At 54.0% G+C, this 23,520-nt stretch carries 24 protein-coding genes; 6 read left to right on the forward strand and 18 right to left on the reverse strand.

The genetic code is table 11. The features are described from left to right. Positions 1-95 precede the first annotated feature (95 nt). On the forward strand, positions 96-827 hold the full coding sequence (gene artJ / locus P9J57_RS13760) for an arginine ABC transporter substrate-binding protein (protein WP_015700668.1): 732 nt from the start codon (positions 96-98) through the stop codon (positions 825-827). A 62-nt stretch (positions 828-889) separates the two neighbouring features. On the opposite strand, the gene rlmC is transcribed toward artJ, so the two are convergent. From rlmC to P9J57_RS13810, 10 genes are all read right to left on the reverse strand, one after another. Beyond that, on the reverse strand, positions 890-2,032 hold the full coding sequence (gene rlmC / locus P9J57_RS13765) for a 23S rRNA (uracil(747)-C(5))-methyltransferase RlmC (protein WP_116584345.1): 1,143 nt from the start codon (positions 2,030-2,032) through the stop codon (positions 890-892). Between the two features lie 48 nt (positions 2,033-2,080). After that, positions 2,081-2,548 (reverse strand): YbjO family protein, encoded by a 468-nt coding sequence (locus P9J57_RS13770; RefSeq protein ID WP_014593297.1) that lies wholly within the window; start codon positions 2,546-2,548, stop codon positions 2,081-2,083. A gap of 74 nt (positions 2,549-2,622) precedes the next feature. Then, positions 2,623-3,468 (reverse strand): putrescine ABC transporter permease PotI, encoded by an 846-nt coding sequence (gene potI, locus P9J57_RS13775; RefSeq protein WP_013025205.1) that lies wholly within the window; start codon positions 3,466-3,468, stop codon positions 2,623-2,625. Continuing rightward, positions 3,465-4,427, reverse strand: a complete 963-nt coding sequence (gene potH, locus P9J57_RS13780; protein WP_013025204.1) for a putrescine ABC transporter permease PotH — start codon at positions 4,425-4,427, stop codon at positions 3,465-3,467. The genes potI and potH overlap by 4 nt, the downstream gene beginning before the upstream one ends. Before the next feature lie 9 nt (positions 4,428-4,436). Beyond that, positions 4,437-5,570, reverse strand: coding sequence for a putrescine ABC transporter ATP-binding subunit PotG (gene potG / locus P9J57_RS13785; protein ID WP_014606214.1), 1,134 nt, complete (start codon positions 5,568-5,570; stop codon positions 4,437-4,439). Between the two features lie 114 nt (positions 5,571-5,684). Then, the gene (gene potF / locus P9J57_RS13790) at positions 5,685-6,794 is read right to left on the reverse strand and encodes a spermidine/putrescine ABC transporter substrate-binding protein PotF (RefSeq protein WP_014593294.1); all 1,110 of its coding nucleotides are present in this window, start codon (positions 6,792-6,794) and stop codon (positions 5,685-5,687) included. A 493-nt stretch (positions 6,795-7,287) separates the two neighbouring features. After that, the gene (locus tag P9J57_RS13795; RefSeq protein WP_014593293.1) at positions 7,288-7,767 is read right to left on the reverse strand and encodes a type III secretion system chaperone family protein; all 480 of its coding nucleotides are present in this window, start codon (positions 7,765-7,767) and stop codon (positions 7,288-7,290) included. Positions 7,768-7,853: 86 nt separating this feature from the next. Then, a complete protein-coding gene (gene rimK / locus P9J57_RS13800; RefSeq protein WP_014593292.1) occupies positions 7,854-8,756 on the reverse strand; it encodes a 30S ribosomal protein S6--L-glutamate ligase in 903 nt (300 codons plus the stop codon). 22 nt (positions 8,757-8,778) lie between these two features. Beyond that, the gene (gene nfsA, locus P9J57_RS13805) at positions 8,779-9,501 is read right to left on the reverse strand and encodes an oxygen-insensitive NADPH nitroreductase (protein WP_014593291.1); all 723 of its coding nucleotides are present in this window, start codon (positions 9,499-9,501) and stop codon (positions 8,779-8,781) included. An 11-nt stretch (positions 9,502-9,512) separates the two neighbouring features. Next, complete coding sequence (locus tag P9J57_RS13810) at positions 9,513-9,770, reverse strand: DUF1418 family protein (protein ID WP_014593290.1); 258 nt, start codon at positions 9,768-9,770, stop codon at positions 9,513-9,515. A gap of 246 nt (positions 9,771-10,016) precedes the next feature. Here P9J57_RS13810 and P9J57_RS13815 point away from each other — a divergent pair, with 246 nt between their 5' ends. After that, positions 10,017-10,280, forward strand: coding sequence for a GrxA family glutaredoxin (locus P9J57_RS13815; RefSeq protein ID WP_013025197.1), 264 nt, complete (start codon positions 10,017-10,019; stop codon positions 10,278-10,280). Positions 10,281-10,412: 132 nt separating this feature from the next. Here P9J57_RS13815 and ybjM read toward each other — a convergent pair whose 3' ends face one another. Then, the gene (gene ybjM / locus P9J57_RS13820; protein WP_014606215.1) at positions 10,413-10,778 is read right to left on the reverse strand and encodes an inner membrane protein YbjM; all 366 of its coding nucleotides are present in this window, start codon (positions 10,776-10,778) and stop codon (positions 10,413-10,415) included. A gap of 253 nt (positions 10,779-11,031) precedes the next feature. On the opposite strand from ybjM, the gene P9J57_RS13825 reads away from it, so the two are divergent. Continuing rightward, on the forward strand, positions 11,032-12,720 hold the full coding sequence (locus tag P9J57_RS13825; protein WP_028714974.1) for an aspartate:alanine antiporter: 1,689 nt from the start codon (positions 11,032-11,034) through the stop codon (positions 12,718-12,720). A 369-nt stretch (positions 12,721-13,089) separates the two neighbouring features. After that, complete coding sequence (gene ybjG / locus P9J57_RS13830) at positions 13,090-13,695, forward strand: undecaprenyl-diphosphate phosphatase (protein WP_013025194.1); 606 nt, start codon at positions 13,090-13,092, stop codon at positions 13,693-13,695. Between the two features lie 29 nt (positions 13,696-13,724). On the opposite strand, the gene P9J57_RS13835 is transcribed toward ybjG, so the two are convergent. Further along, on the reverse strand, positions 13,725-14,927 hold the full coding sequence (locus P9J57_RS13835; RefSeq protein WP_013025193.1) for a serine hydrolase: 1,203 nt from the start codon (positions 14,925-14,927) through the stop codon (positions 13,725-13,727). Between the two features lie 272 nt (positions 14,928-15,199). Here P9J57_RS13835 and P9J57_RS13840 point away from each other — a divergent pair, with 272 nt between their 5' ends. Beyond that, positions 15,200-15,856: an HAD family hydrolase gene (locus tag P9J57_RS13840; protein ID WP_014593287.1), complete on the forward strand. Its 657-nt coding sequence runs from the start codon at positions 15,200-15,202 to the stop codon at positions 15,854-15,856. Position 15,857: 1 nt separating this feature from the next. Here P9J57_RS13840 and P9J57_RS13845 read toward each other — a convergent pair whose 3' ends face one another. Further along, a complete protein-coding gene (locus P9J57_RS13845; RefSeq protein WP_019106174.1) occupies positions 15,858-16,994 on the reverse strand; it encodes a PQQ-dependent sugar dehydrogenase in 1,137 nt (378 codons plus the stop codon). Positions 16,995-17,181: 187 nt separating this feature from the next. After that, positions 17,182-17,817 carry a carbonic anhydrase gene (locus P9J57_RS13850; protein ID WP_013025190.1) on the reverse strand — a complete coding sequence of 212 codons (636 nt, stop codon included), beginning with the start codon at positions 17,815-17,817 and terminating at the stop codon, positions 17,182-17,184. A 376-nt stretch (positions 17,818-18,193) separates the two neighbouring features. Here P9J57_RS13850 and rimO point away from each other — a divergent pair, with 376 nt between their 5' ends. After that, positions 18,194-19,522: a 30S ribosomal protein S12 methylthiotransferase RimO gene (gene rimO, locus P9J57_RS13855; RefSeq protein ID WP_013025189.1), complete on the forward strand. Its 1,329-nt coding sequence runs from the start codon at positions 18,194-18,196 to the stop codon at positions 19,520-19,522. Here the strand turns inward: rimO and P9J57_RS13860 are convergent. The 4 genes from P9J57_RS13860 to gsiB all read right to left on the reverse strand — a co-directional run bounded on the left by P9J57_RS13860 (position 19,519) and on the right by gsiB (position 23,475). Further along, positions 19,519-19,968, reverse strand: coding sequence for a DUF4385 domain-containing protein (locus tag P9J57_RS13860; protein WP_014593286.1), 450 nt, complete (start codon positions 19,966-19,968; stop codon positions 19,519-19,521). The genes rimO and P9J57_RS13860 overlap by 4 nt on opposite strands. Beyond that, complete coding sequence (gene gsiD, locus P9J57_RS13865; RefSeq protein WP_013025187.1) at positions 19,965-20,870, reverse strand: glutathione ABC transporter permease GsiD; 906 nt, start codon at positions 20,868-20,870, stop codon at positions 19,965-19,967. The genes P9J57_RS13860 and gsiD overlap by 4 nt, the downstream gene beginning before the upstream one ends. Next, positions 20,870-21,796 carry a glutathione ABC transporter permease GsiC gene (gene gsiC, locus P9J57_RS13870; protein WP_014606229.1) on the reverse strand — a complete coding sequence of 309 codons (927 nt, stop codon included), beginning with the start codon at positions 21,794-21,796 and terminating at the stop codon, positions 20,870-20,872. Before gsiC ends, gsiD begins: the two co-directional genes overlap by 1 nt. Before the next feature lie 143 nt (positions 21,797-21,939). Next, positions 21,940-23,475 carry a glutathione ABC transporter substrate-binding protein GsiB gene (gene gsiB, locus P9J57_RS13875; protein WP_013025185.1) on the reverse strand — a complete coding sequence of 512 codons (1,536 nt, stop codon included), beginning with the start codon at positions 23,473-23,475 and terminating at the stop codon, positions 21,940-21,942. Positions 23,476-23,520: the final 45 nt, after the last annotated feature.

The following is a 23,520-nucleotide window of genomic DNA, read 5'->3' on the forward strand; positions in this document are numbered from 1 at the left end:
AATTTTATAATCATATTTATTGCATAAAAATTCATTTACTGGCATCGTGTGGCGCATTCGCTTGCTGTGTTATTGATGGCTAACGGGAGCCTGTAATGAAAAAATGGATGATTGCCGCTGCACTGGTAAGCCTGGCCGTAAGCGCTCAGGCTGCTGAGAAAATTCGCTTCGCGACCTCTGCCACCTACCCACCTTTCGAATCGCTGAACAGCGATAATCAGATTGTCGGTTTCGACATCGATCTGGCGAAAGCGCTGTGCGAACAGATGAAAGCGGAATGCTCGTTTACCAACACGGCCTTTGACAGCCTGATCCCCTCACTTAAGTTCCGCCGCTATGACGCCGTGATTGCCGGTATGGATATCACCGCTGAACGCAGTAAGCAGGTTGACTTCACTCAGCCCTATTACGCGAACTCCGCCATTGTGATTGCGCCTAAAGGGAAATTTACCGCTATTGATGCGCTGAAAGGCAAACGTATCGGCGTTGAGAACGGTACAACGCACCAGAAATATCTGCAGGACAAGCATCCGGAAATCAACGTCGTCGCGTATGACAGCTATCAGAATGCGATTCTGGACATGAAAAACGGACGTCTTGACGGCGTATTTGGCGACAGCGCAGTTGTCAATCAGTGGTTAAAAACCAACAACGATCTGGCCAGCGTCGGTGAACACGTTACGGACCCGGCGTACTTTGGTACCGGCCTGGGGATTGCGGTGCGCAAAGGTAACGCCCCACTGCGGGATAAATTTAATCAGGCGCTGGCGGCCCTGAAAGCCAACGGCAGCTGGCAGAAAATCAATCAGAAATGGTTTCCTGAATAACGCTCATGGGCCAGCGGCGTATCTGCTGATCGGTTCTGCACTCTTCTCCGTTCAGCAGAGGATCAGGCTGGCCCGCCTGACCGTTGACGCGTCAGTAGCGTCAGCACTTCAAAATGCGCCGTGTGCGGAAACATATCGAACAGCTGTACCTGGGTAACCTCGTAATCCTTCAGCCGGGCAATATCCTGTGCCATGGTCTGCGGATTGCAACTTGAATAGAGCACATAGTCAGGCGCCATGGCGCTCAGATAATCACACAGCGCTTCCCCAATCCCGCGACGCGGCGGATTCACCAGCACCAGCTGTGGCACCCTATCCCGCTCAGTGGCAAACGCGGTGGAATCCAGTGCGGCAAAACTGACGTTGTTCAGACCCAGCATCTGCGCAGAGCGCTGCGCGCACTGGATGGCTTCGGGACTGATCTCAATACCGGTAAGCGCTAACGTGGGTGAGGCACAATGCAGGCCAAATCCGCCCACGCCGCAAAACAGATCCCACATGCTGGTCACCGGCAGTTGACGTACCCAGTCGCGCGCCGTCGCGTACAGCGCACTGGCGACCTGAGGATTGGTCTGGAAAAAGCTTTGTGGTCGAATCCACAACGGCACGCCGTTAAACTCGTCCGCCAGCGCCTGAGTGGATGTCAATGCGACCTCCTCGTCCCCTTCCAGAATAGCCATATGCACCGGCTGTATGTTGGCTGAAATGACCTTTAGCTGTGGGAGTTGCTGCTGTAGCCACGGCAGGGCGTTACGCAGCTGTGTCAGTTTGGTGTGCGACCGCAGGACAAAACGCAGCATCATGCCGCCCTGGGTACTTTCGGTGAGCAGCAAATACTTCAGTTCACCGCGCTGACGTTCAATGTTATACGGCGTTAAACCGGCACGCGCGATAAAGGGTTTTAAGGTCGCCAGTACCGGGGAAAAGCTGTCGGGATAGAGCGGACATGCGCAAAGATCTGTCGCCTCGCCGTTGCGCTGCACCATGCCGAAAACCGGACGCTCAACGCTGCCGCTTACCACCATCTTTGCTTTATTGCGGAACCCTTGCTGCGCTGAGGTTACCGGCGGCAGCCACTGTTTAACCAAAAACGCGGCCAGCAGTTGGTTCAGCCGGGCCCCTTTATCATCAAGCTGCTGGGGATAGGGTTTTTCAAGCCACTGGCAAGAGCGGCAACGGTGAGCGTCATAGAGCGCGCAGTGCATGGTAAAGCCTGTATTAACTGTCGGGAAGGTTGGCGGAGCGCGATTGTATCACCGCTTGCGGAAAAATGCGCGGCTGCTGGCGGGCAGAAAAAGCAGTAATAACACCATCAGATCGGGCAGTTTTTGCAGCAGCGTGCGGTGAATAATCTGCAGATTATTTTCACCGGCAATACTGTAGATTTCCGGATAGATCCCGCCTGTGGAGGCCATCAACATATATAACAGCACCACAATTTGCGCCGCCACGAATCCCCAGCGTCCCCGGTTGCTTCCGCGCATCAGCGTGAAGGCACAGCGCAATTCAAATAAGAAAATGACCTGGCTGGCGATGAAGATCAGCGTGGAATCCCATGACTGCGCACTGCGATGGACAAAGTTGGCCAGCTCGGTATAACCCAGTTCATTCGCCAGCATCAACACGCTCAGGCAGCGCGTTGCGATAATCGCCACGCCCGCCACCGTGACGGGGACCGGGGCAGCCGGTAAAACAGCGCCGTGTTTAAGCATTTCCGACATGTCTTTCACTCCACCATGACGATAAAAAGGCTGGATTAACCAGCCCTTCTATAGAATGGCAAAAGTCGGGGATTTCAGCCACGTTTCGCTTTCTGAATATCGCTTAAACGCTGTTTTTCTTCATGTGCCATGACGCGCCAGGCAATAAAGCCCACGATGCCCACAACGAACAGGATCAGGGAAGCCAGCGCGTTGATCTCCGGATTAACGCCACGTCGTACCGTGGCAAAAATCGCCATCGGTAAGGTGGTGGCACCCGGGCCGGTCACAAAGCTGGCAATCACCAGGTCATCCAGTGACAGGGTAAAGGCCAGCAGCCAGCCGGTCACGATGGCCGGCGCAATCATCGGCACCGTGATCACAAAGAAGACCTTCAACGGCGTCGCGCCAAGATCCATTGCGGCTTCCTCAATTGACCGGTCCAACTCGCGCAGGCGCGAATTGATCACCACCGCCACGTAGGCGGTACAGAAGGTCACGTGCGCCAGCCAGATGGTGAGCGTACCGCGTTCTGTCGGCCAGCCCAGCGCATTGCCGAGCCCGACAAACAGCAACAGCAGCGACAGGCCGGTAATCACATCGGGCATGACCAGCGGTGCAGTGAGCATAAAGGCAAAGCCGTTATGGCCGCGAAAACGCCCAAACCGCACGATGATCACCGCCGCCATGGTACCCAGCACCACCGCCATGGTGGCGGAAAGCGCGGCAATGGTGAGGCTCAGCAGCACCGCATCGATCATGGCATCGTCCTGAAAAAGCACCTGATACCAGTGAAATGAAAACCCTTCCCAGACCGTAACCAGTTGGGAACTGTTAAAGGAGTAAACCACCAGCAGCAGCATGGGCGCGTACAGAAACATAAAGCAGCAGGCCAAAATCGCCGTGCGCCAGGGAGAACGGATCGTTGGCAGATTATTCATCCCTTCTCTCCCATTTCTCGGTTTTGATGTTTATGGAACCAGATAATCGGCAGAATCAAAATCAGCAAAATGATCACCGCCAGCGCGGAGGCCACCGGCCAGTCGCGGTTGTTAAAGAACTCCTGCCAGAGAATACGACCAATCATGATGCTGTCCGGTCCGCCCAGCAGTTCGGGAATCACGTACTCGCCGACCGCCGGGATAAACACCAGCATGGAACCGGCAATGATGCCGCCTTTGGTCAGAGGCACGATCACGCTGAAGAAGGTTTTCAGCGGGCGCGCGCCCAGGTCCAGCGAGGCTTCCACCAGCGAGTAATCGATACGCGTCAGCGCGGTATAGATGGGCAAGACCATAAACGGCAGATAGCAGTACACAATCCCGATATAGACCGCCGTATTGGTGTAGAGGATCACCAGTGGATGATCGATCACGCCTGTCCACATCAGAAAACGATTAAGAATACCGTTATTGTTCAGCAGCCCCATCCAGGCGTAAACCCGCACCAGGAACGACGTCCACGACGGCAATATGACCAGCAGCAGCAGGACAGACCGCATCGAGGGCTTACTGTGCGCGACGGCCCAGGCCAGCGGATAACCAATCAGCAGACAGATGACAGTGGAGATCGCGGCCACTTTTAACGACTGCAAATAGGCGTCGATATACAGCGGATCCTCACTGAGCGTGACATAGTTGCCCAGATTCAACACCAGACTCAGCTGATCGTCAGCCCAGGTGACCAACTCGGTGTAAGGCGGAATAGCACGGGCAATATCCGCAAAGCTGATTTTTAAAACAATCAGGAACGGCAACAGAAAAAACAGAATCAGCCACAGGTAAGGCAATGCAATGACGAGCTTGCGCCCGTGCTGCATTTTTATGCGCGTTGCCCAGCGCTGCAACGGTGTACCGAGCAGCTTAGCCGGGGCTTTCGTGCGTTGAAAAATCTGGCTCATCGCGCCTCCTTAAACTGTCAAAACCACGCAGCTGTCACTGTCCCAGCACAGGCGCACCTGGTCGCCCCAGGTCGGCATACCTTTGCGGTAGCGATGTTCATTTTGTAGCTGGGCACTGAGCATCTGACCGCTGTGCAGGCGAACATGGTAAATGGAGAGATCGCCCAGATACGCGATGTGTACCACCTCACCGTCCGCGACGTTACAGCCATCGGCAGGGATCTCTTCACACAGCATCACCTTTTCCGGGCGCAGGGCAACGTGAACCGGCACGTTATCGACGACCGACACATCGGAATCCACTTTCAGAGGATGCTTGAGGCCCGGACTGTCAATCACCAGGCCGTCTTCCTGACGTTCACGCAGCAGACCGTCGAACACGTTGACTGAACCGATAAACTCGGCGCTGTAGCGGCTGGTAGGATGCTCGTAAATCTCTTCCGGCTCACCAATTTGCACGAATTTGCCCCGGTTCATGATGGCAATTCGCCCCGCCATCGTCATGGCCTCTTCCTGATCGTGCGTCACCATCACGCAGGTCGCCCCGACCCGCTCCAGAATATCGACCACTTCCAGTTGCATACGGTCGCGTAGCTTTTTGTCCAGCGCCCCCATGGGTTCATCCAGCAGCAGCAGTTTAGGCCGCTTTGCCAGGCTGCGCGCCAGCGCCACGCGCTGCCGTTGTCCCCCTGAAAGCTGGTGCGGCTTACGTTTGGCAAATTCCTGCATGTGCACCAGTGACAGCATTTCTTCCACGCGGCTGGCGATTTCGCCCTTTGCCAGTTTGTCTTGCTTTAGGCCAAAGGCGATGTTCTGCTCCACCGTCATATGGGGGAACAGCGCATAGCTCTGAAACATCATATTGATCGGCCGCTGATAGGGCGCGACATGGGAGAGATCGTGCCCATCCAGCACAATCTGGCCGCTGGTGGGCTGTTCAAAACCCGCCAGCATGCGTAACAGGGTAGATTTGCCACAGCCGGACGCGCCGAGCAGAGCGAAAATCTCCCCTTTGTAAATGGTCAGGCTGACATCATCCACGGCATGCTGGCCGTCAAACGATTTGGTCAGGTTGCGAATTTCCAGCAGCGGCGTTAACGCTTTTGCGGTTTTATTTTGCGGGCGAGGGATGGCATCGTTCACGAATGTAGTTCTCCGGAGCCAGGCGGAACAACGCGGCAAACAGTGCCGCTAAAAATGGCACAACAGAGGCCTGCACTGCGCCTCTGTTGCTGTCACAAAACATATGCTGTCGAATTACTTACCGCTTTTAACCTTAGTCCATGCACGCGTACGCACACGATCCAGTTTTGGATCCTGGACCTTCAGCACAAACAGTTTGGCCATGGCATCCGGCGTCGGGTAAATACCCGGGTTATTACGGATATCGGCATTAATCAGCGGCAGTGACGCTTTATTGCCGTTGGCGTAATTCATTTTATTGGAGATGTCAGCAATCACTTTCGGATCCATGATGTAGTTCAGCCAGGTGTAAGCGGCATCCACATCTTTCGCGTCTTTTGGAATCGCCATCATATCGAAGAAGGCCAGTGCGCCCTCTTTCGGTACGCTGTAACCAATGTTGACGCCATTCTTTGCTTTCTCCGCACGGTTTTTCGCCTGAAGAATATCGCCTGACCAGCCAATAGCCACACAGATATTGCCGTTCGCCAGATCGTTAATATATTGCGAAGAGTGGAAGTAACGAATATTCGGACGCAGCTTAAGTAGCAGATCCGTCGCGGCGCCAGAATAATCTTTTGCATCGCTGCTGTTAGGATCTTTGCCCAAATAATTAAGTACGGTTGCGAAGATCTCTTCAGGCGCATCCAGGAAAGACACGCCACAGCTTTTCAGTTTTTCCAGGTTTTCCGGCTTCAAGACCAGATCCCAACTGTTTACCGGCGCATCCGCGCCCAGCGCAGCTTTCACTTTTTCGACGTTATAGCCAATGCCGGTGGTGCCCCACAAATAAGGAATCGCATATTTGTTACCCGGATCGTGTTGCGCCACTTTCGCCATTAACGCGGGATCCAGATTTTTATAATTTGGCAGTTTGCTTTTATCCAGCGGCTGAAACACGCCGGACTGAAGCTGACGCGCCAGGAAACTGGAAGAAGGCACCACGACATCGTAACCCGTACTGCCGGCCATCAGTTTGCCTTCCAGCACTTCGTTGGAATCAAACACGTCGTAGACGACTTTAATGCCGGTCTGCTTTTCGAAATTAGGCACGGTATCTGGCGAAATATAATCCGACCAGTTATAAACGTGCAGCGTCTTATCTTCCGCCATGGTACTGGCTGAAGCAGCCATCAGCACCCCAGCAACCACACCTGACAACCATTTTTGACGTTGGTTGAACATGCTTTTAATCCTCCTGAGCGGGTTATAACAACGCTGCACATCAGTGATTCAGTTTTGCGTTTTATGATTAAAATTCAGTGACACAATGAATCATTATTCAGTGGACGTTTAATAGTAAAAACCTATACCTGCGCGGCAATCTAAGGCTTGTCGCCGCCCCGCAAGCATAGCCCCCCCGTTAAGGGTTCACCAGACCTCAGCGTAAAAAACGCCTGAACTCAATATTTTAGGCATGTTTAAGCTATGAGGTTCGGCTTTTATGGCATAAAGAACGTCATAAATCTGGCAATTAAGGGCTTAATGCAGAATAAAACATTACGGTTATAAATTAATCTATGTCGTTCACAATTGATAACATTAAGAATTACGCGTGCCGGAGACAGGGATCTTTGCGGCTGCATCGGCGGGGCGGGAAATAGCGCGGGTCAGCAAGTAGACATTCGCCGGGAATAAAAAAAGCCGTCACGGGTGACGGCTTAATCAGATCCTGTACTTAGTGCAGAACAGAATGGATGCTGCTGCTTGAGACGTGCTCTTCGTCTTCACCTATCATCAGCAGATTATTGGCAAAGGCTTCCATAATGACCATGGAAATTTCTTCTTCGCTCTGCTTCATAAAATGTGCAAACTGCCCGAAGGTTAACCCGGCAGTGGTCATCATTGACTGACAAACAATAAGCTTAGGCAGGTTGTCATCCTGTATATCGATGAACGCCTTCACCGTGAGCGAACTGGCGTTAATTTGCGATAAGTCACCCACCAGCGGAATAAGCGCAGTCGGTTTTACTTCGGCCAGTGCCGAAAACAGAATGACGTTATCGACCAGGTCGATTTTAGCGTCAAACACCCCGTCGAAGTTTTGCATGTGCGGCAAATGAAGTGCCTGACAAGCATCACATTCAAACCAAGTGATATTTTGCTGATCCAGCCAACGACGCAGCAGGTCGATATCCGGAACGACAAGAGAATCCATTGTAAAATCCCATGGGGTGATAAATAAGCGACCTAGCTTACGGAAAAACGTGGTGAGATTCCACGAAAACCACTGAAAAGCGCGGGTCAACCCGTGGTTTTAGGACGGAGCCCGGGGGTAGCATGCCGTTCAATGTGGTCAATCATCATGCCGGCGATGTCAAGACCGCTTGTGGTTTCAATCCCTTCCAGACCTGGTGAAGCATTCACCTCCATCACCAGCGGGCCGCGCGCCGAGCGCAGAATATCCACCCCCGCGACGTCCAGCCCCAGAACCGCGGCGGCTTTGACTGCCATCTCGCGCTCCTGCTCGCTAATGTCAACCGTGCAGGCTTTGCCGCCGCGATGTAAATTCGAGCGAAAATCGCCCTCTTTCGCCTGGCGCTCAATGGCCGCCACGACCCGATCGCCAATGACCAGACAGCGCACATCGCGTCCGCGCGCTTCCTGAATAAACTCCTGCACTAAAATGTGTGCATTCAGCCCACGAAAGGCATCGATAACGCTTTCTGCCGCCTGGCGCGTCTCTGCCAACACCACGCCGATCCCCTGCGTGCCTTCGACCAGTTTCACCACCAGCGGCGCGCCGCCTACCATGGCGATCAGATCCTGCGTGTCGTCAGGAGAAGAGGCAAATCCCGTTACCGGCATATCAATTCCGTCCCGCGCCAGCAGCTGCAGGGAACGCAATTTGTCACGCGCGCGGGTCACGGCGGCGGATTCATTTAAAGGATAACTGCCGCACATTTCGAACTGGCGTAGCACCGCCGTGCCGTAGAAGGTAATCCCGGTGCCAATGCGCGGAATAACGGCATCGAAGTGCCCCAGCGGCTCGCCACGGTAGTGAATACCGGGCGAGGCGGGGTTGATGTTCATGTAACACGAGAGCGGATCGATGATTTGAACAAAATGACCGCGCTGTTCGGCGACGTCACGTAAACGGCGACAGGAATAGAGCGTTCCATCGCGCGACAGAATGGCCATTTTCATCAATCAAAATCCTTGCGTTAAATTAGCGTGTTGCCCAGCCCTGCTGATGCAGGTAATCCAGCATAAACGGGCGCGTCTCTTTGATGATCAGGCGCTGAATCAACTGGCTCCAGGTTTCGCTACGCTGGTTGCTGTCGCGTTGTTCATAGTAGATCGCCGTGCGGCTATCGTAATCAGCCAGCACCGCAGGATCCACTGGTTGATAACGATTTTCGTGCACCAGCATCGACTGCGGGATGCGCGGTTTAACATCCGGTATGGATTCAGGATAGCCAAGACAGAAACCAAACAGCGGCAGCACAAATTTTGGCAGGCCCAGCAGTTCGGTAACCTGAGCGATATTATTACGAATGCCGCCAATAAAGACGCCGCCCAGCCCCAGGGATTCCGCTGCCACCATGGCATTTTGCGCCATCAGCGCCGTATCCACACAGCCCAGCAGCAGCTGTTCTGCCCGGCCTAACTGGGCATCAGGGCAGATTTGCAGGTGACGATTAAAGTCAGCGCAAAATACCCAAAACTCCGCCGCCTCGGCCACCCATGTCTGACCGCCCGTCAGGGTAACCAGTTGGTCACGTAACGCCGGATCGGTGATGCGTACAATAGATGAGCACTGCAAAAAGCTGGATGTGGACGCCGATTGGGCCGCAGCAATAATCGCCTCACGCTGTTCAGCACTCACCTTTTGATCCGTAAAAGAACGGATGGAACGGTGGCTGCATAATAAATCGATAGTCGGTGTCATAAAATCTCCAGCTAATTATCTTTTTTTTCAGAAAGGTTGAACAACTGCGGCGCAAGTGCTTTGGCACAGCGCCACATCAATAGCCAGGCGGCAGGTAACATCAGCAGAATGCCAATAATAAACAGTGCGGTCGCCAGGCGCGTGCTCCCGGCACCGGCAGGCAGTGCGGGTAACCACTGGTTAACGACCAGCAGCGCGCTCGCGATAAGTACGCCGCCCAGCGCCTCCATTGCCAGTATGGTCTTGGGCAATTTTGCGACATTCCGCATGGTTTCCTCCTGCCTCAGGGCTGACTGAGTCTCAATTATGGATAAGATCCTTAAAATTGCCCATCAGCGGTTTCGGAGAGTGCCATTGCAGAGCACCGGGCCCGGCTTTGCGACGTCATAGGATGCGGGCATCAGACTAACAGGTAAATCCTGCTTTCTTTAAGCACGACGAGCGGGCATCATTACCGGCTTTCCAGACTTTGTCGTGTGATCGTCATCACACACTGACCTCGCAAGGAGTTCTCAATGATTGCTGTTATTTTTGGTCGTCCCGGCTGCCCTTACTGTGTTCGGGCGAAAGAACTGGCGGATAAGCTGCAGGCCGGGCGTGACGATTTCAATTACCAGTATGTTGATATTCAGGCGGAAGGCATCACTAAAGCCGATCTGGAAGCCAGTGCAGGTAAACCTGTCAGCACCGTACCGCAGATTTTTCTGGATGAGCAGCATATTGGTGGCTACACCGAATTCGCCGCCTGGACAAAAGAGAATCTGGGATTTGTTGCCTGAGCAACGGATGTATCAGAACTGACGTCCTGAAAAGTGCGCGCTGGCGTGATGCCAGCCGCGCCTTGATGATCGGTCAAGCCAGCCCCGCGTGCGTTAACGCGACAACGGCAGGATGCAGCTCAACACAGTCGCCTAACGCTTTGACGCCGCGATCAGTCGCAGCAACCGCACCAGCAATGCCCCGCATCCCGCCCAGAACATACCGCTCATGCTCCAGACAGCAATATAATTCCAGCTGGCACTCCCGGCAAACACGCTATGTAGCAGCAGCGCAGCCAGCACCGTTCCAGTAAACGCCATCACCAGCGTGCTTTTTAGCGGCGCCTCCCGCTGCATGAGCGCCATGACGGCACCCGGCAGTAAAAAAAGCAGCAATTCAGGCTGGCTGTGTAGCGTCTGCGTGCCTGACAGCCGGAAATCCTGGGTAAACATAAACACGACACAATAAAACACGCCACCTGATACGCAGGTTGCCCAGAAATAATAACGCTGCGGCATAACTCCCCACTCATTAAAAACATGCCAAAACTTCGCCTTTGACCTTGCCGAGCCTGGTGGAAATAAAAAGAAACAGTCGTTTTGAGAACGAATGAAAGTCGCCAATGGCTGAGAATGATTTTTCTGATTAGAATATTGGCCGCGTTACCTTTTCAGACATCAGTGATAGCTGGAGGTAATCTTACGGCCTGCTCAAGATAGCGAAAAACAGGCCTCTCTTCAATAGGTTACAAGTAAACAAGAAGTTAAAATGTTGAATGTTAACATCGCAGAATTGTTAAGAGGTAATGACATTCTGTTATTATTTTTCGTACTGGCACTGGGACTTTGCCTGGGGAAATTACGTTTTGGCTCGATACAACTCGGAAATTCCATTGGCGTATTAGTGGTTTCATTATTATTAGGTCAGCAACACTTCTCGATGAATACGGATGCCCTGAGCCTGGGTTTCATGTTGTTTATTTTCTGCGTCGGCATTGAAGCAGGCCCCAACTTTTTTTCCATTTTCTTTCGGGATGGCAAAAATTATTTCATGCTCGCCATTGTGATGGTGGTCAGCGCCCTGCTGCTGGCCCTGGGATTCGGCAAGCTCTTTGGCTGGGACATCGGCCTGACCGCAGGCGTACTGGCCGGCTCCATGACGTCCACGCCGGTCCTGGTTGGCGCGGGTGATACGCTGCGCCAGAGCATCAGCGATCCCAGACAGCTGGGCATCATGCAGGATCAACTCAGCCTGGGTTATGCTGTAACCTATCTTGTCGGGTTAGTCAGCCTGATTTTCGGCGCACGCTATCTGCCCCGTTTACAACATCAGGACTTACCCACCTGCGCCCAGCAGATTGCGCGCGAACGCGGTCTTGACGCCGACAGCCAGCGCAAAGTGTTTCTGCCGGTGATTCGTGCTTACCGCGTCGGCCCGGAACTGGTGGCGTGGAGCGGCGGCAAAAACTTGCGTGAGCTCGGTATTTACCGGCAAACCGGCTGCTATATCGAACGAATTCGCCGCAATGGCATCCTTGCCAGCCCGGATGGTGATGCGGTGCTGCAACTGGGGGATGATATTTCCCTGGTGGGCTATCCTGATGCCCACGCGCGCCTGGATGCCAGCTTTCGTAACGGCAAAGAAGTTTTTGACCGCGATCTGCTGGATATGCGGATTGTGACGGAAGAGATCGTGGTGAAAAACCACAATGCCGTCAACAAACGGCTAAGCAAACTCAACCTTACCGATCACGGCTGCTTTCTCAACCGCGTGATTCGCAGCCAGATCGAGATGCCTATTGATGACAACATCATGCTGAACAAAGGTGATGTGTTGCAGGTCAGCGGCGAGGCGCGACGGGTGAAGAGCGTAGCGGATCGCATCGGCTTTGTGGCGATTCACAGTCAGATGACCGACCTGCTGGCATTCTGTGCTTTTTTTATCATCGGTCTGATGGTCGGGTTAATTACGTTCCAGTTCAGCAACTTTAGCTTTGGCATCGGTAACGCCGCAGGGTTGTTGTTTGCCGGCATTATGCTGGGCTTCCTGCGCGCTAACCATCCTACCTTTGGCTATATCCCGCAGGGTGCGCTGACGATGGTGAAAGAGTTCGGGCTGATGGTATTCATGGCGGGCGTCGGGCTGAGCGCCGGCAGCGGTATCGACCACGGCATATCGGGTAACGGCGCACTGATGCTCTTATGCGGCCTGCTGGTCAGCCTGTTACCGGTGGTGATTTGCTACCTGTTTGGCGCCTATGTTCTGCGCATGAACCGCGCGCTGCTGTTTGGCGCCATTATGGGTGCACGCACCTGCGCGCCAGCCATGGAGATAATCAGCGACACGGCTCGCAGTAACATCCCGGCACTCGGCTACGCCGGGACCTATGCTATCGCGAACGTTTTGCTGACGCTGGCGGGAACATTAATCGTTATTATCTGGCCGTTATTGCCCTTATAAAATTTTTTTACTGACGTCCAGAACTTTTTTTCCCGACCACAGTCTGAATAAGTGCCACTGCTTTTCTTTGAAATCCCCAAATTGTGGAGCCCGCTGGTCTTTTTCCCAGCGGGTTTTTTTATGCCTTTCTCCTGCCCGCCCTGCCTGGACACTAAAACATCATTAAACTTAAACCGTTTTGCAACCTTAACGCAGATTAAGAACCTTGTGATGGACTCTCTGACCGTCTGCACGCAGGATAGGCAGCTTATTTTGTTAGCAGTATGTGCTAGCAGATGCGACAGACTCAATCCGGTTTCGCCCGTTGACTTAAGCCCTTTTTCCCGGATTGAGAGAATCTGAACATCAGTAAGAGGAACCGATCCCGTAATGGAAGAATTGAACCGCACCCTGTTTATGGCAATTAACGCAACACCGGATTCGCCTCACTGGTTATTGCAGCTTGCCATCTTCATCGCCAGAGACTTAATCGCCATCGTTCCGCTGCTGATTGTGGCACTGTGGCTGTGGGGACCGCGCGATCGGGTTGCCTCACAACGTGTGCTGGTATTAAAAACCGGCATTGCGCTGCTGTACGCGCTCGCCATCTCCTGGTGCGTTGGGCAGCTGTTACCGCATCCGCGCCCTTTCGCGATCAATTTTGGTCATCAGTTTCTTGCGCACGCGGCCGATGACTCCTATCCCAGCGATCACGGCACCACGATTTTCACCTTTGCGCTGGCTTTCCTGTTCTGGCATCGGCTCTGGTCGGGCATCATTCTGATGGTGGTCGCCACCGCAATCGCCTGGTCCCGTGTTTACCTTGGGGTTCACTGGCCAATGGATATGCTGGGCGGTTTTCTGGTGGGAATGCTGGGTTGCCTGGCGTCACACCTTGCCTGGCAACTGTATGGCGAACGCCTGCTCAATATCATCAACCCGCTCTATCGGGCGCTGTTCGCTTTACCGATTCGTAAAGGCTGGACACAAGGTTAAAAAAAGGGACGCCGCGGCGTCCCCTGTTTTTAGCTGAACCACTTTCCGAACCAGCCATTAAACTTCATCATCACAAAATCAATGATGCGGCTGAAGAAGCCGCCTTCCGGCACATCCTGCAGCACCACCAGCGGACGCTGTTCAATCGTTTTGCCGTCCAGTTGAAAATCAATAGTGCCCACGACCTGGTTTTTCTTCAACGGCGCCTCTAGCTGCGGCGATGTCAGGCTGTAGCTGGCTTTCAGGTTTTTCATCTGCCCTTTGGGAATGGTCAGCGCCGCGTCTTTTTCCACACCCAGGTTGACCTGATTATGTTCGCCAAACCAGACGCGCTGCTGGGCAAAAGGCGCACCTGCTTTAATTGGGGTCACGGTTTCAAAGAAGCGGAAGCCCCACGTCAGTAATTTTTCACTTTCCCGGAAGCGAATGGCATCGCTGGCGGTGCCCAGCACAACCGAGATCAGTCGCATATCGCCTTCGGTGGCTGAAGCGACCAGGTTATTTCCCGCGCCAGAAGTGTGGCCGGTTTTAATCCCATCCACCTTCAGATTGCTGCTCCAGAGCAGACGGTTGCGGTTCATCTGACGAATATTGTTAAAGGTAAACTCTTTTTCCTTGTTCAGGGCGTACTCTTCCGGCACATCCCGAATCAGTGCCTGACCAATCAGCGCCATGTCCCGCGCGGTGCTGTACTGTCCGTCGGCATCCAGACCATGCACCGTCATAAAGTGGGTGTTTTTCAGGCCAAGCGCTTTCACATAGTTATTCATCAGACCGATAAAGGAATCCTGACTGCCGGCAACATAGTCCGCCAGCGCGATGCAGGCATCGTTCCCGGACTGGATCACAATCCCTTTGTTCAGCTCATGCACCGGGATACGATCGCCGGGCTTCAGAAACATCAGAGAAGAGCCCCGCAGTTTAGGATTGCCGGTAGCCCAGGCATCCTGCCCCACTGTTACCATATCGTCAGGTTTAATTTTGCCGGATTTGATTGCCTGGCCAACCACGTAGCTGGTCATCATTTTTGTCAGGCTGGCGGGATCGAGTCGCTGATCGGCATTGGATTCGGTCAGCACTTTGCCGCTGGCGTAGTCAATTAAAATCCAGGCTTTGGCGTCAATTTGAGGGGCGGCCGGTGCCTGTTCCGCGAAAACAGCCATCGGCGCAACGAGTAGCAAAGAGGTTGCAGCAATACGCCGCAGGTGAGATGAAAAGCAAGTATTTGTCATGAGCTTGGCCGGATTGTCCTTAGTAAAACGAGAGTCAAAGGCTTAACACCTTCTGTGAGAACGCTACCCGCTGGCGTCAATGAAAAAAACCGCTTAATCGTAAAGTTTTATAGATTTTAGTAGATTAACCCTGGCAAGCGTGCCGCGCGCGTGCCATTTTCCCTCACGAATGTCGCACATAAAAATGCGCTAAATTCTGATTTTTTAATCAGAAAGTTAAGGCCGTCACAAAACTGGGTTACCCTGACTTTATTCAATTGAGGAGAACCCCTATGGATCTAGCCCTGTTTGATCTGGACGAAACGCTGATTAGTGAGGACAGTACCGGCCTGTGGCTACGCTGGCTGGTCTCACAAGGCTTTGCCTCCAGTGACCTGATTGATGAAGAACAGGAATTAATGCGTCAATATTATGCCGGGACGCTGTCGATTGATGAGTACATGCATAAAACCCTTTCCCCGCTGACCGGCATGGCGACGATGACGGTGGAAGGATGGGTTCGACGCTTTATCCACCGTGATATCATGCCGCGCGTTTACCCGGAAGCCCGGGCGCGGCTTGACTGGCATCAGGCGCGCGGTGACAGAATTATCGTGATCTCCGCCAGCGGCGAACATCTGGTGAATCCTATCGCCAGCCAGCTCGGTGCCTGCGGGGCCCTGGCCATTGGTGTCGAAGTGGTGGACGAACGTTACAGCGGCAACACCTACGGCACCCTGACGTTTCAGCATGGCAAAGTGAAGCGGGTAGAAGAATGGAAAGCCGCGCGCCCTGCCGAAACCTACGCGCACACCTGGGCTTACAGTGATTCCATGAACGACCTGCCCATGCTGGCGCAGGCCGACTATGCACACGTGATTAATCCGGCGGAACCGCTGTTACAGGAAGCTGAAAAGCGCGGCTGGCAGGTCTGCCACTGGGCTCGCTGAGTTAACCGCGGGACGCGCTGGCGTCCTGCGTCAACCCAACCCTGAGCAATTTACCGTTAGCCTCATCCGTCAGTAGATAGAGATAGCCATCGGGCCCCTGACGGACATCGCGGATGCGCTCATTGCGCCCGTCCAGCAACCGTTGTTCTTCGACGACCTTCTCGCCGTTGATATGCAACCGAATCAGGTTCTTCTCTTTCAGCGCGCCAATAAACAGCGAATTTTTCCACTGTGGAAAACGTGCGCTGTTATAAAACGCCATACCGCTGATCGCTGGCGAGACTTTCCAGTAAAACGCCGGCTGTTCCGTGCCTGCCACATGCGTGCCTTTGGATTCCGGCACCTTACTGCCGTTGTAATCAATGCCGTAGGTTGCCAGCGGCCAGCCGTAATTTTTGCCCTTCTGAATAATATTTACCTCATCGCCACCGCGGGGACCATGCTCACTTTCCCACATCACCTGAGTCCAGGGATTCAGTGCCAGCCCCTGAGGATTGCGTAAACCATAGGCCCAGATTTCGGGGCGCGCGCCGGGTTTATTGACGAAGGGATTATCGTTTGGCACGCTGCCGTCCGCGTTCAAACGCAGCAGCTTGCCCTGAAGTTTATCGAGGTCCTGTGCGGCACTGCTGACAAAGTTGTCGCCAAAGGCAATCCATAAAAAGCCCTGACGATCGAAGGCCAGCCGGGTGCCGATATTATTGCCACTTGAGAGGCGCGGCGTTTGCTGAATCACCTCATGAAAATCGGTTAACTGGCGGTTATCAGGGCTGAGTTTGCCGTAGCCTACCACGGCGCCCGCCTTGACGTTGCTGTCCGCTTCGGTATAGCTGAGCCAGACGCGGCGGCTCTGGGCAAAATCGGGGGCCAGCACCACATCCAGCAGTCCGCTCTGACGCTGCGCCCAGACCTTTGGCACGCCCTGAATCGGTTCGGACAAGCCGCTGTCAGGCCGCCAGCTGCGCAGTTGGCCGGATCGTTCAGTAATCAGCAACGTCTGATTATCGGGCAAAAATGCCACAGACCAGGGGTGATCCAGCTTATCCTGAAGCACCTCAACCTTAAGGTCACTCGCCCACAGCGGGCTGGAAAAGAGTAATGCGCCACTCAATAACAACGGGGTCGGAATACGAACCATAGTCTTCTCCTGACAGCGTGCAGTGCTGTTAAGCGTAGTCAGACCGTCTGGAATGCAGTAAAGGATTTACAAAAGATTAAACAAGGCGTTGGCAGCAGGATGGCTAATGGCATGCGCTGGGAAATCCGACCGAAAAGGGATCGTGAAGAGAAGAGACCGCCCGCAGTAAGATAGCGGGCGGAAGCGGTTATTCGAAACAGGTATCCGGGTTTTCCGCCAGTGAGATAAACTCTTTACCGCCTGGCGTCAGCGCCAGAATCGTACCGCTTTCAATATCGTACACCCAGCCGTGCAGGCGCAGCTTGCCCTGACGTAACCCGACCGAGACTGACGGGTGGGTTTTCATGTTGTTCAGCTGGGCAATCACGTTTTCCTGCACCATTTCGTTGAGCTTCTTCTCAGGCGAATCGTATTCACGCTGCTCAACCACCGCTTTTGCCGCATCGGCATAACGCAGCCAGTGCTCGACGGCTGGCATAGAATCCATACAGGCACAGGAGGCGATAGCGTTCATCGCGCCACAGTTTGAGTGACCACAGATAATGATGTCAGAAACCCCCAGCGCCATTACGGCATACTCAATTGTCGCTGACACGCCGCCCGGTTCCGGACCAAAAGAGGGCACAATGTTGCCCGCATTACGGATGACGAACAGCTGTCCGGGTTCCTGCTGAGTAACGAGTTCCGGCACCAGACGGCTGTCTGAGCAAGAGATAAACAGCGCTTTTGGATTCTGATTAGATGCCAGACTTTTAAAAAGCGCCTTTCTTTCGGGAAAGACTGTCTGCTGAAAACTCAGAAACCCGTTGATGATCTCTTTCATTATTTTGCTCTCACATTGTCCACGTCATGATCTGAAGAAACGACGCCTTCAGTACTGGTTAAGCGATTCATTATTAATGAAAACAAGCAAATATCAACTTAGAATGTGACCAAAATCGCTGTCGTAAAGTTAAAGATGTTTAATATTTATCCACCTGATTATTCGGTGTTTATTAGAAATTCTTTTACACAACGGTGAGTTACTGACTTTCGGTTGCCCTCGTGTTCTGCCGTCCGACCCCGGGCGATGGGTGCAGACCTTTACGGGTTTTTGCGTTACTTTACGCTTAACTAATCCCTTACAGATAACGCTACAATTTTCATCACAACACAGGTAAAATCGCGCGCCATTGCTGTGCTGAACCGGAAACCACCTTATGTCCACTACCAATACACTGCCGCCGCGCGTCGGATTTGTCTCGCTCGGCTGTCCAAAAAACCTTGTTGACTCAGAGCGCATCCTGACGGAACTGCGCACCGAGGGTTATGAGGTGGTACCACGCTATGACGATGCTGAAATCGTTATTGTTAACACCTGCGGATTTATCGACAGCGCCGTCCAGGAATCTCTGGAAGCGATCGGTGAAGCCCTGAACGAAAACGGTAAGGTCATCGTGACCGGCTGTCTGGGCGCCAAAGTCGATCAAATTCGTGAGGTGCATCCGAAGGTGCTGGAGATTACGGGTCCACACAGCTATGAACAGGTGCTGTCGCATGTGCATCGCTACGTGCCTAAGCCGCAGCACAACCCGTTCCTGAGCCTGGTGCCGGAACAGGGCGTGAAGCTGACGCCGCGCCATTACGCCTACCTGAAGATTTCTGAAGGCTGTAACCATCGCTGCACCTTCTGCATTATTCCTTCGATGCGTGGCGATCTCGACAGCCGTGCCATTGGTGAAGTACTGGATGAAGCGAAACGTCTGGTTGAAGCTGGAGTGAAAGAGTTGCTGGTGATTTCACAGGATACCTCGGCCTATGGCGTGGACGTGAAGCACCGGACGGGCTTCTGGAACGGTGCGCCGGTAAAAACCAGCATGGTCAGCCTGTGTGAGCAGTTAGCCAAACTCGGCGTCTGGGTCCGCCTGCATTACGTCTATCCGTATCCCCACGTTGATGACGTTATTCCGCTGATGGCTGAAGGCAAAATTCTGCCGTATCTGGATATTCCGTTACAGCATGCCAGCCCACGCATTCTTAAACTGATGAAACGTCCTGGCGCAGTAGAACGGACGCTGGAGCGCATTAAGCGCTGGCGTGAAATCTGCCCTGAGTTAACCCTGCGCTCAACCTTTATCGTTGGCTTCCCCGGTGAAACCGAAGAAGACTTCCAGATGCTGCTGGATTTCATTAAAGAAGCCCGTCTGGATCGCGTAGGCTGTTTCCAGTACAGCCCGGTCGAAGGCGCGACGGCGAACCAGTTGCCCGATCCGGTTGATGAAGCTGTTAAGCAAGAGCGTTACGACCGCTTTATGCAGTTGCAGCAGCAGATCTCTGCTGAACGCCTGCAGGAAAAAGTGGGACGCGAGATTATGGTCATCATTGATGAGGTCGATGAAGAAGGTGCGATTGGTCGTAGCATGGCTGATGCGCCGGAAATCGACGGCGCCGTTTACCTGAACGGCGAGAGCAACGTTAAGCCGGGTGATGTCCTGCGCGTGAAGGTGGAACACGCAGACGAATACGATTTGTGGGCCAGCCGCGCTTAACCGTACTTCTGCTGGTGCGCTTTTTTGCGCGCCAGGTAGTCATCATCAGCACGTAGCTTGTCCCAGTATGCTTTGAAAATGGCCGCCGCAGCGGCCTTTTCTTCGTCCCTGCCCCAAGGCAATTCCTTGCCCTGGGCATCGTATTTCCGTCCGCCCTTGTGGTTGCTGTAGCGACGCGCGCGGGTATAACCCATCTGGATAAATTTGCGTGCCATGTCCATGCCGACAAAATCATCCTGCTGGCGATAGGCTTCGAACAGCGCCATGATTTCTTCTGCCGAAGCTTTGGCAACCTCAACGGTACGAAAACGCCAGTGCGGTAAGATCTCGCCCTTATAAGGCTGGACCATGAGCACGCCCTGCTCTCCGCGCCCCACCTGGTAACGCTCAGGCTGCTTGCGAAAATCGATGGTGCTGAAGTCCTGGTCATAATCAAAAGGTTTCATGTCTTAAGTTTAGGATCAAGTGCGTCACGTAGCCCGTCGCCAAGCAAATTAAAGGCTAAAACCGTAAAAAAAATGGCCAGCGCCGGAAAAATCGCCACATGCGGCGCAATGACCATATCGGCCCGCGCTTCGTTGAGCATGGCACCCCACTCCGGCGTGGGCGGTTGCGCGCCCAGTCCCAAAAATGACAGGCTTGCCGCCGTGATAATCGAGGTACCGATGCGCATAGTGAAGTACACCACAATGGACGATACCGTCCCTGGCAACAGGTGGCGCAGGATAATCGTCCAGTCGGATGCCCCGATGCTGCGTGCAGACTCGATATAGGTTTGATGTTTCAGCACCAGCGTATTGCCGCGCACCAGACGGGCAAACGCCGGAATACTGAAGATCGCCACGGCGATAATCACGTTGCTGATACCGGTGCCCATAATGGCCACCACGGCAATGGCGAGCAGAATACCGGGAAAGGCAAACAGGACGTCACAAACGCGCATGGTTATCCTGTCCCACCAGCCTTCGTAGTAGCCCGCCAGCAGGCCCGCCAGGGTGCCGATAAACGCGCCTATTGCCACGGAGACAAAACCGGCAATCAGCGAAATTCGGGTGCCCACGAGTACGCGGCTGAAAATATCGCGGCCCAGTGAGTCCACGCCAAACCAGTGCATCAGGGAAGGCCCGTCATTCAGGCGGTCATAGTCAAAATAATTTTCAGCGTCGAACGGCGCAATGGCCGGTGCCGTGAATGCCAACACAATCAGCACCAGCACGAAGAGACCGGCCAGCAACGCCACGGGCTGATGGCGAAAGCGCCGCCAGAACTCGCGCCACGGTGTTCTAACCCGGTTGCCGTTTAACAGCGGCATACTTTTTAATGCCGCTTCCCGTCGCCAGTTTTTCATCAGGTGTCCTTAAAGCGAATCGCCGGGTTAATGACGGCATATAACATATCGACAAACAGGTTAATCAGGATAAACTCCAGCGAAAACAGCAGCACCTCCGCCTGAATGACCGGATAGTCACGCATCTGCACTGAATCCACCAGCAGACGCCCCAACCCCGGCCAGTTGAACACCACCTCCACCACAATCGACCCGCCCAGCAGGAAACCAAACTGCAGGCCCATCATGGTCACTACCGGGATCATGGCATTCCGTAATCCGTGTTTAATCACCACGCCGGATTCACGCACCCCTTTCGCGCGCGCGGTGCGCATGTAATCTTCCTGCATCACCTCAACAAAAGAGGCCCGGGTAAAACGCGCCATGACGGCGGCGACGGCCGCCCCCAGGGTAACGGAAGGCAAAATGTAGTGCTGCCAGCTATCGGCTCCCACCGTGGGTAGCCAGCCCAGCTGGACAGAAAACACCTGCATCAGCAGCATGCCAAGGGCAAACGCCGGAAAGGAAATGCCCGAAACCGCCAGCGTCATGCCCAGGCGGTCCGGCCAGCGATTGCGCCACACCGCAGAAACAATGCCAATCGCCATTCCCAGGATCACCGCCCATACCATACTAACTAAGGTCAGCCACAAGGTTGGCATAAAGCGGGTGGCGATTTCCTGTGAAACCGGCCGCCTCGACACCAGCGACTGGCCAAAATCCCCCTGTAGGGCATTGACGACAAAGTGCCAGAACTGCAGTGGCAGCGGTTGATCCAGCCCCAACTCCTGGCGTACCAGCGCGACGACGGAGGCATCGGCTTCCTGGCCGGCAATCAGGCGTGCGGGATCCCCCGGCAGTAAGTGCACAAACATAAACACCAGCACCGCCACGATAAACAGCGTGGGAATCAGGCCCAGCAGTCGTTTCAGAAAATAGTTAAACATGTCAGATCCTACACAGCCGCCAGCCGTCGCGGCTGGCCTGCCCGCCCGCTTCAGCACACACGGCAAAAGCGGGCATTACACGAACCGCCCAGGTTTAGCTGTGGGCTGTGCCCCCTCGCGTCAACCTGAACGGGTCCGCCGGGTTACTTCAGCTCGGCATCGTCAAAACTAAATGAGGTATCCGGCATCATATAAAAGCCACTCAGGTTTTTGCTGTGGGCTGAAACCAACTGCTCCACCACCAGTGGAATCCAGGGATGATCGTTCCAGATCGTATCCTGCGCATCTTTGTAGAGTTCGGCTTTTTGCTTGCTGTCGGTGGTTTTCAACGCATCGGCCAGATCCTTATCGACTTTCGGATTGCTGTAGAAGGCAGTATTAAAGATCGCTGGCGGCCAGGCGGTCGTGGCAAACAGCGGCGTTAATGCCCAGTCAGCTTCCCCGGTGGAGGCAGACCAGCCGGTATAAAACATGCGTACGCCGCTCTCTTTCTGACCTTTGCCCTCCACTTCCGCCGCGCGCTGTCCCGCATCCATGGCGGTAACCTTCACCTTAACGCCCACCTGTGCCAGCTGCTGCTGCACAAACTGCAGAACTTTCTGTGCCGTACTGTGGTTGTGAGAGGACCAGAGCGTGGTTTCAAACCCGTTCGGATAGCCGGCTTCTTTCAGCAAGGCTTTTGCTTTTGCAGGATCATAGGGAATGGGCGGATAGGTTTGAGCGTACTCAATCGATGGCGGCACAATACCCGTAGCCGGTGTGGCATAACCGGCAAACGCGACTTTGACCAGGGCCTGACGATTAATCGCGTATTCCAGCGCCTCACGCACCTTGGGATTATCGAAAGGCTTTTGTGTCACGTTCAGGCTGATATAGCGCTGCATGATCGAGGGCGAGACCACCACGTCAAGCTTGCTGTTTTTCTCCAACAGTTTGGCCTGCTCGTAGGGCACCGGGAAAGCAAAGTTCGCCTCGCCCGTTTGCAGCATGGCCGCTCGGGTGTTGTTATCCACCACCGGACGCCACGTAATACTGTCGAGTTTTGGATAGCCCTTCTTCCAGTAGCCATCCCATTTTTTTACCTTAACGAAGTCGGTCTGGTTCCAGGTGACGAATTCAAACGGCCCGGTTCCCACCGGATGGAACCCAATCTCCTTACCATATTTTTTCAACGCAGCGGGCGAGATCATCGCGGCGGCCGGGTGCGCCAGAATGTTGATAAAGGCCGAGAAAGGCTGTTTGAGCGTGATTTTCACCGTCACAGGATCGACGGCTTCCGTGCTGGCGATATATTTGAACAGGTTATAGCGTTTCAGATGATTATCGGGATTACTGGCACGGTCGAGGTTGGCCTTCACCGCCTCGGCATTAAAGTCGGTGCCATCCTGAAACTTCACGCCGGAGTGCAGTTTAATCGTATAGGTCAGACCATCCTCGCTCACCTGGTAGCTGTCGGCCAGCACGTTGATGCGCTTCATGTCTTTATCAAAGCCGAACAGCCCCTGATAGAACGACTTTGCGACCGCCTGCGACAGCGTATCGTTGGCGTCGTAGGGATCGAGGGTGGTGAAATTAGAGGCCACGGCAATGACCGCATCCTGTGCGGCCCAGGCGGGTAACGCCATTGCACTGCTGAGTACGCCCGCTGCCAGTAAGCCTTTTCGCATCGTTATCTGCATTGTCTTCTCCTTGTTATCCCTGTCTGATTTGTCGCCGTAGCGACG

This window comes from Pantoea sp. nfd-35 (assembly GCF_056892255.1).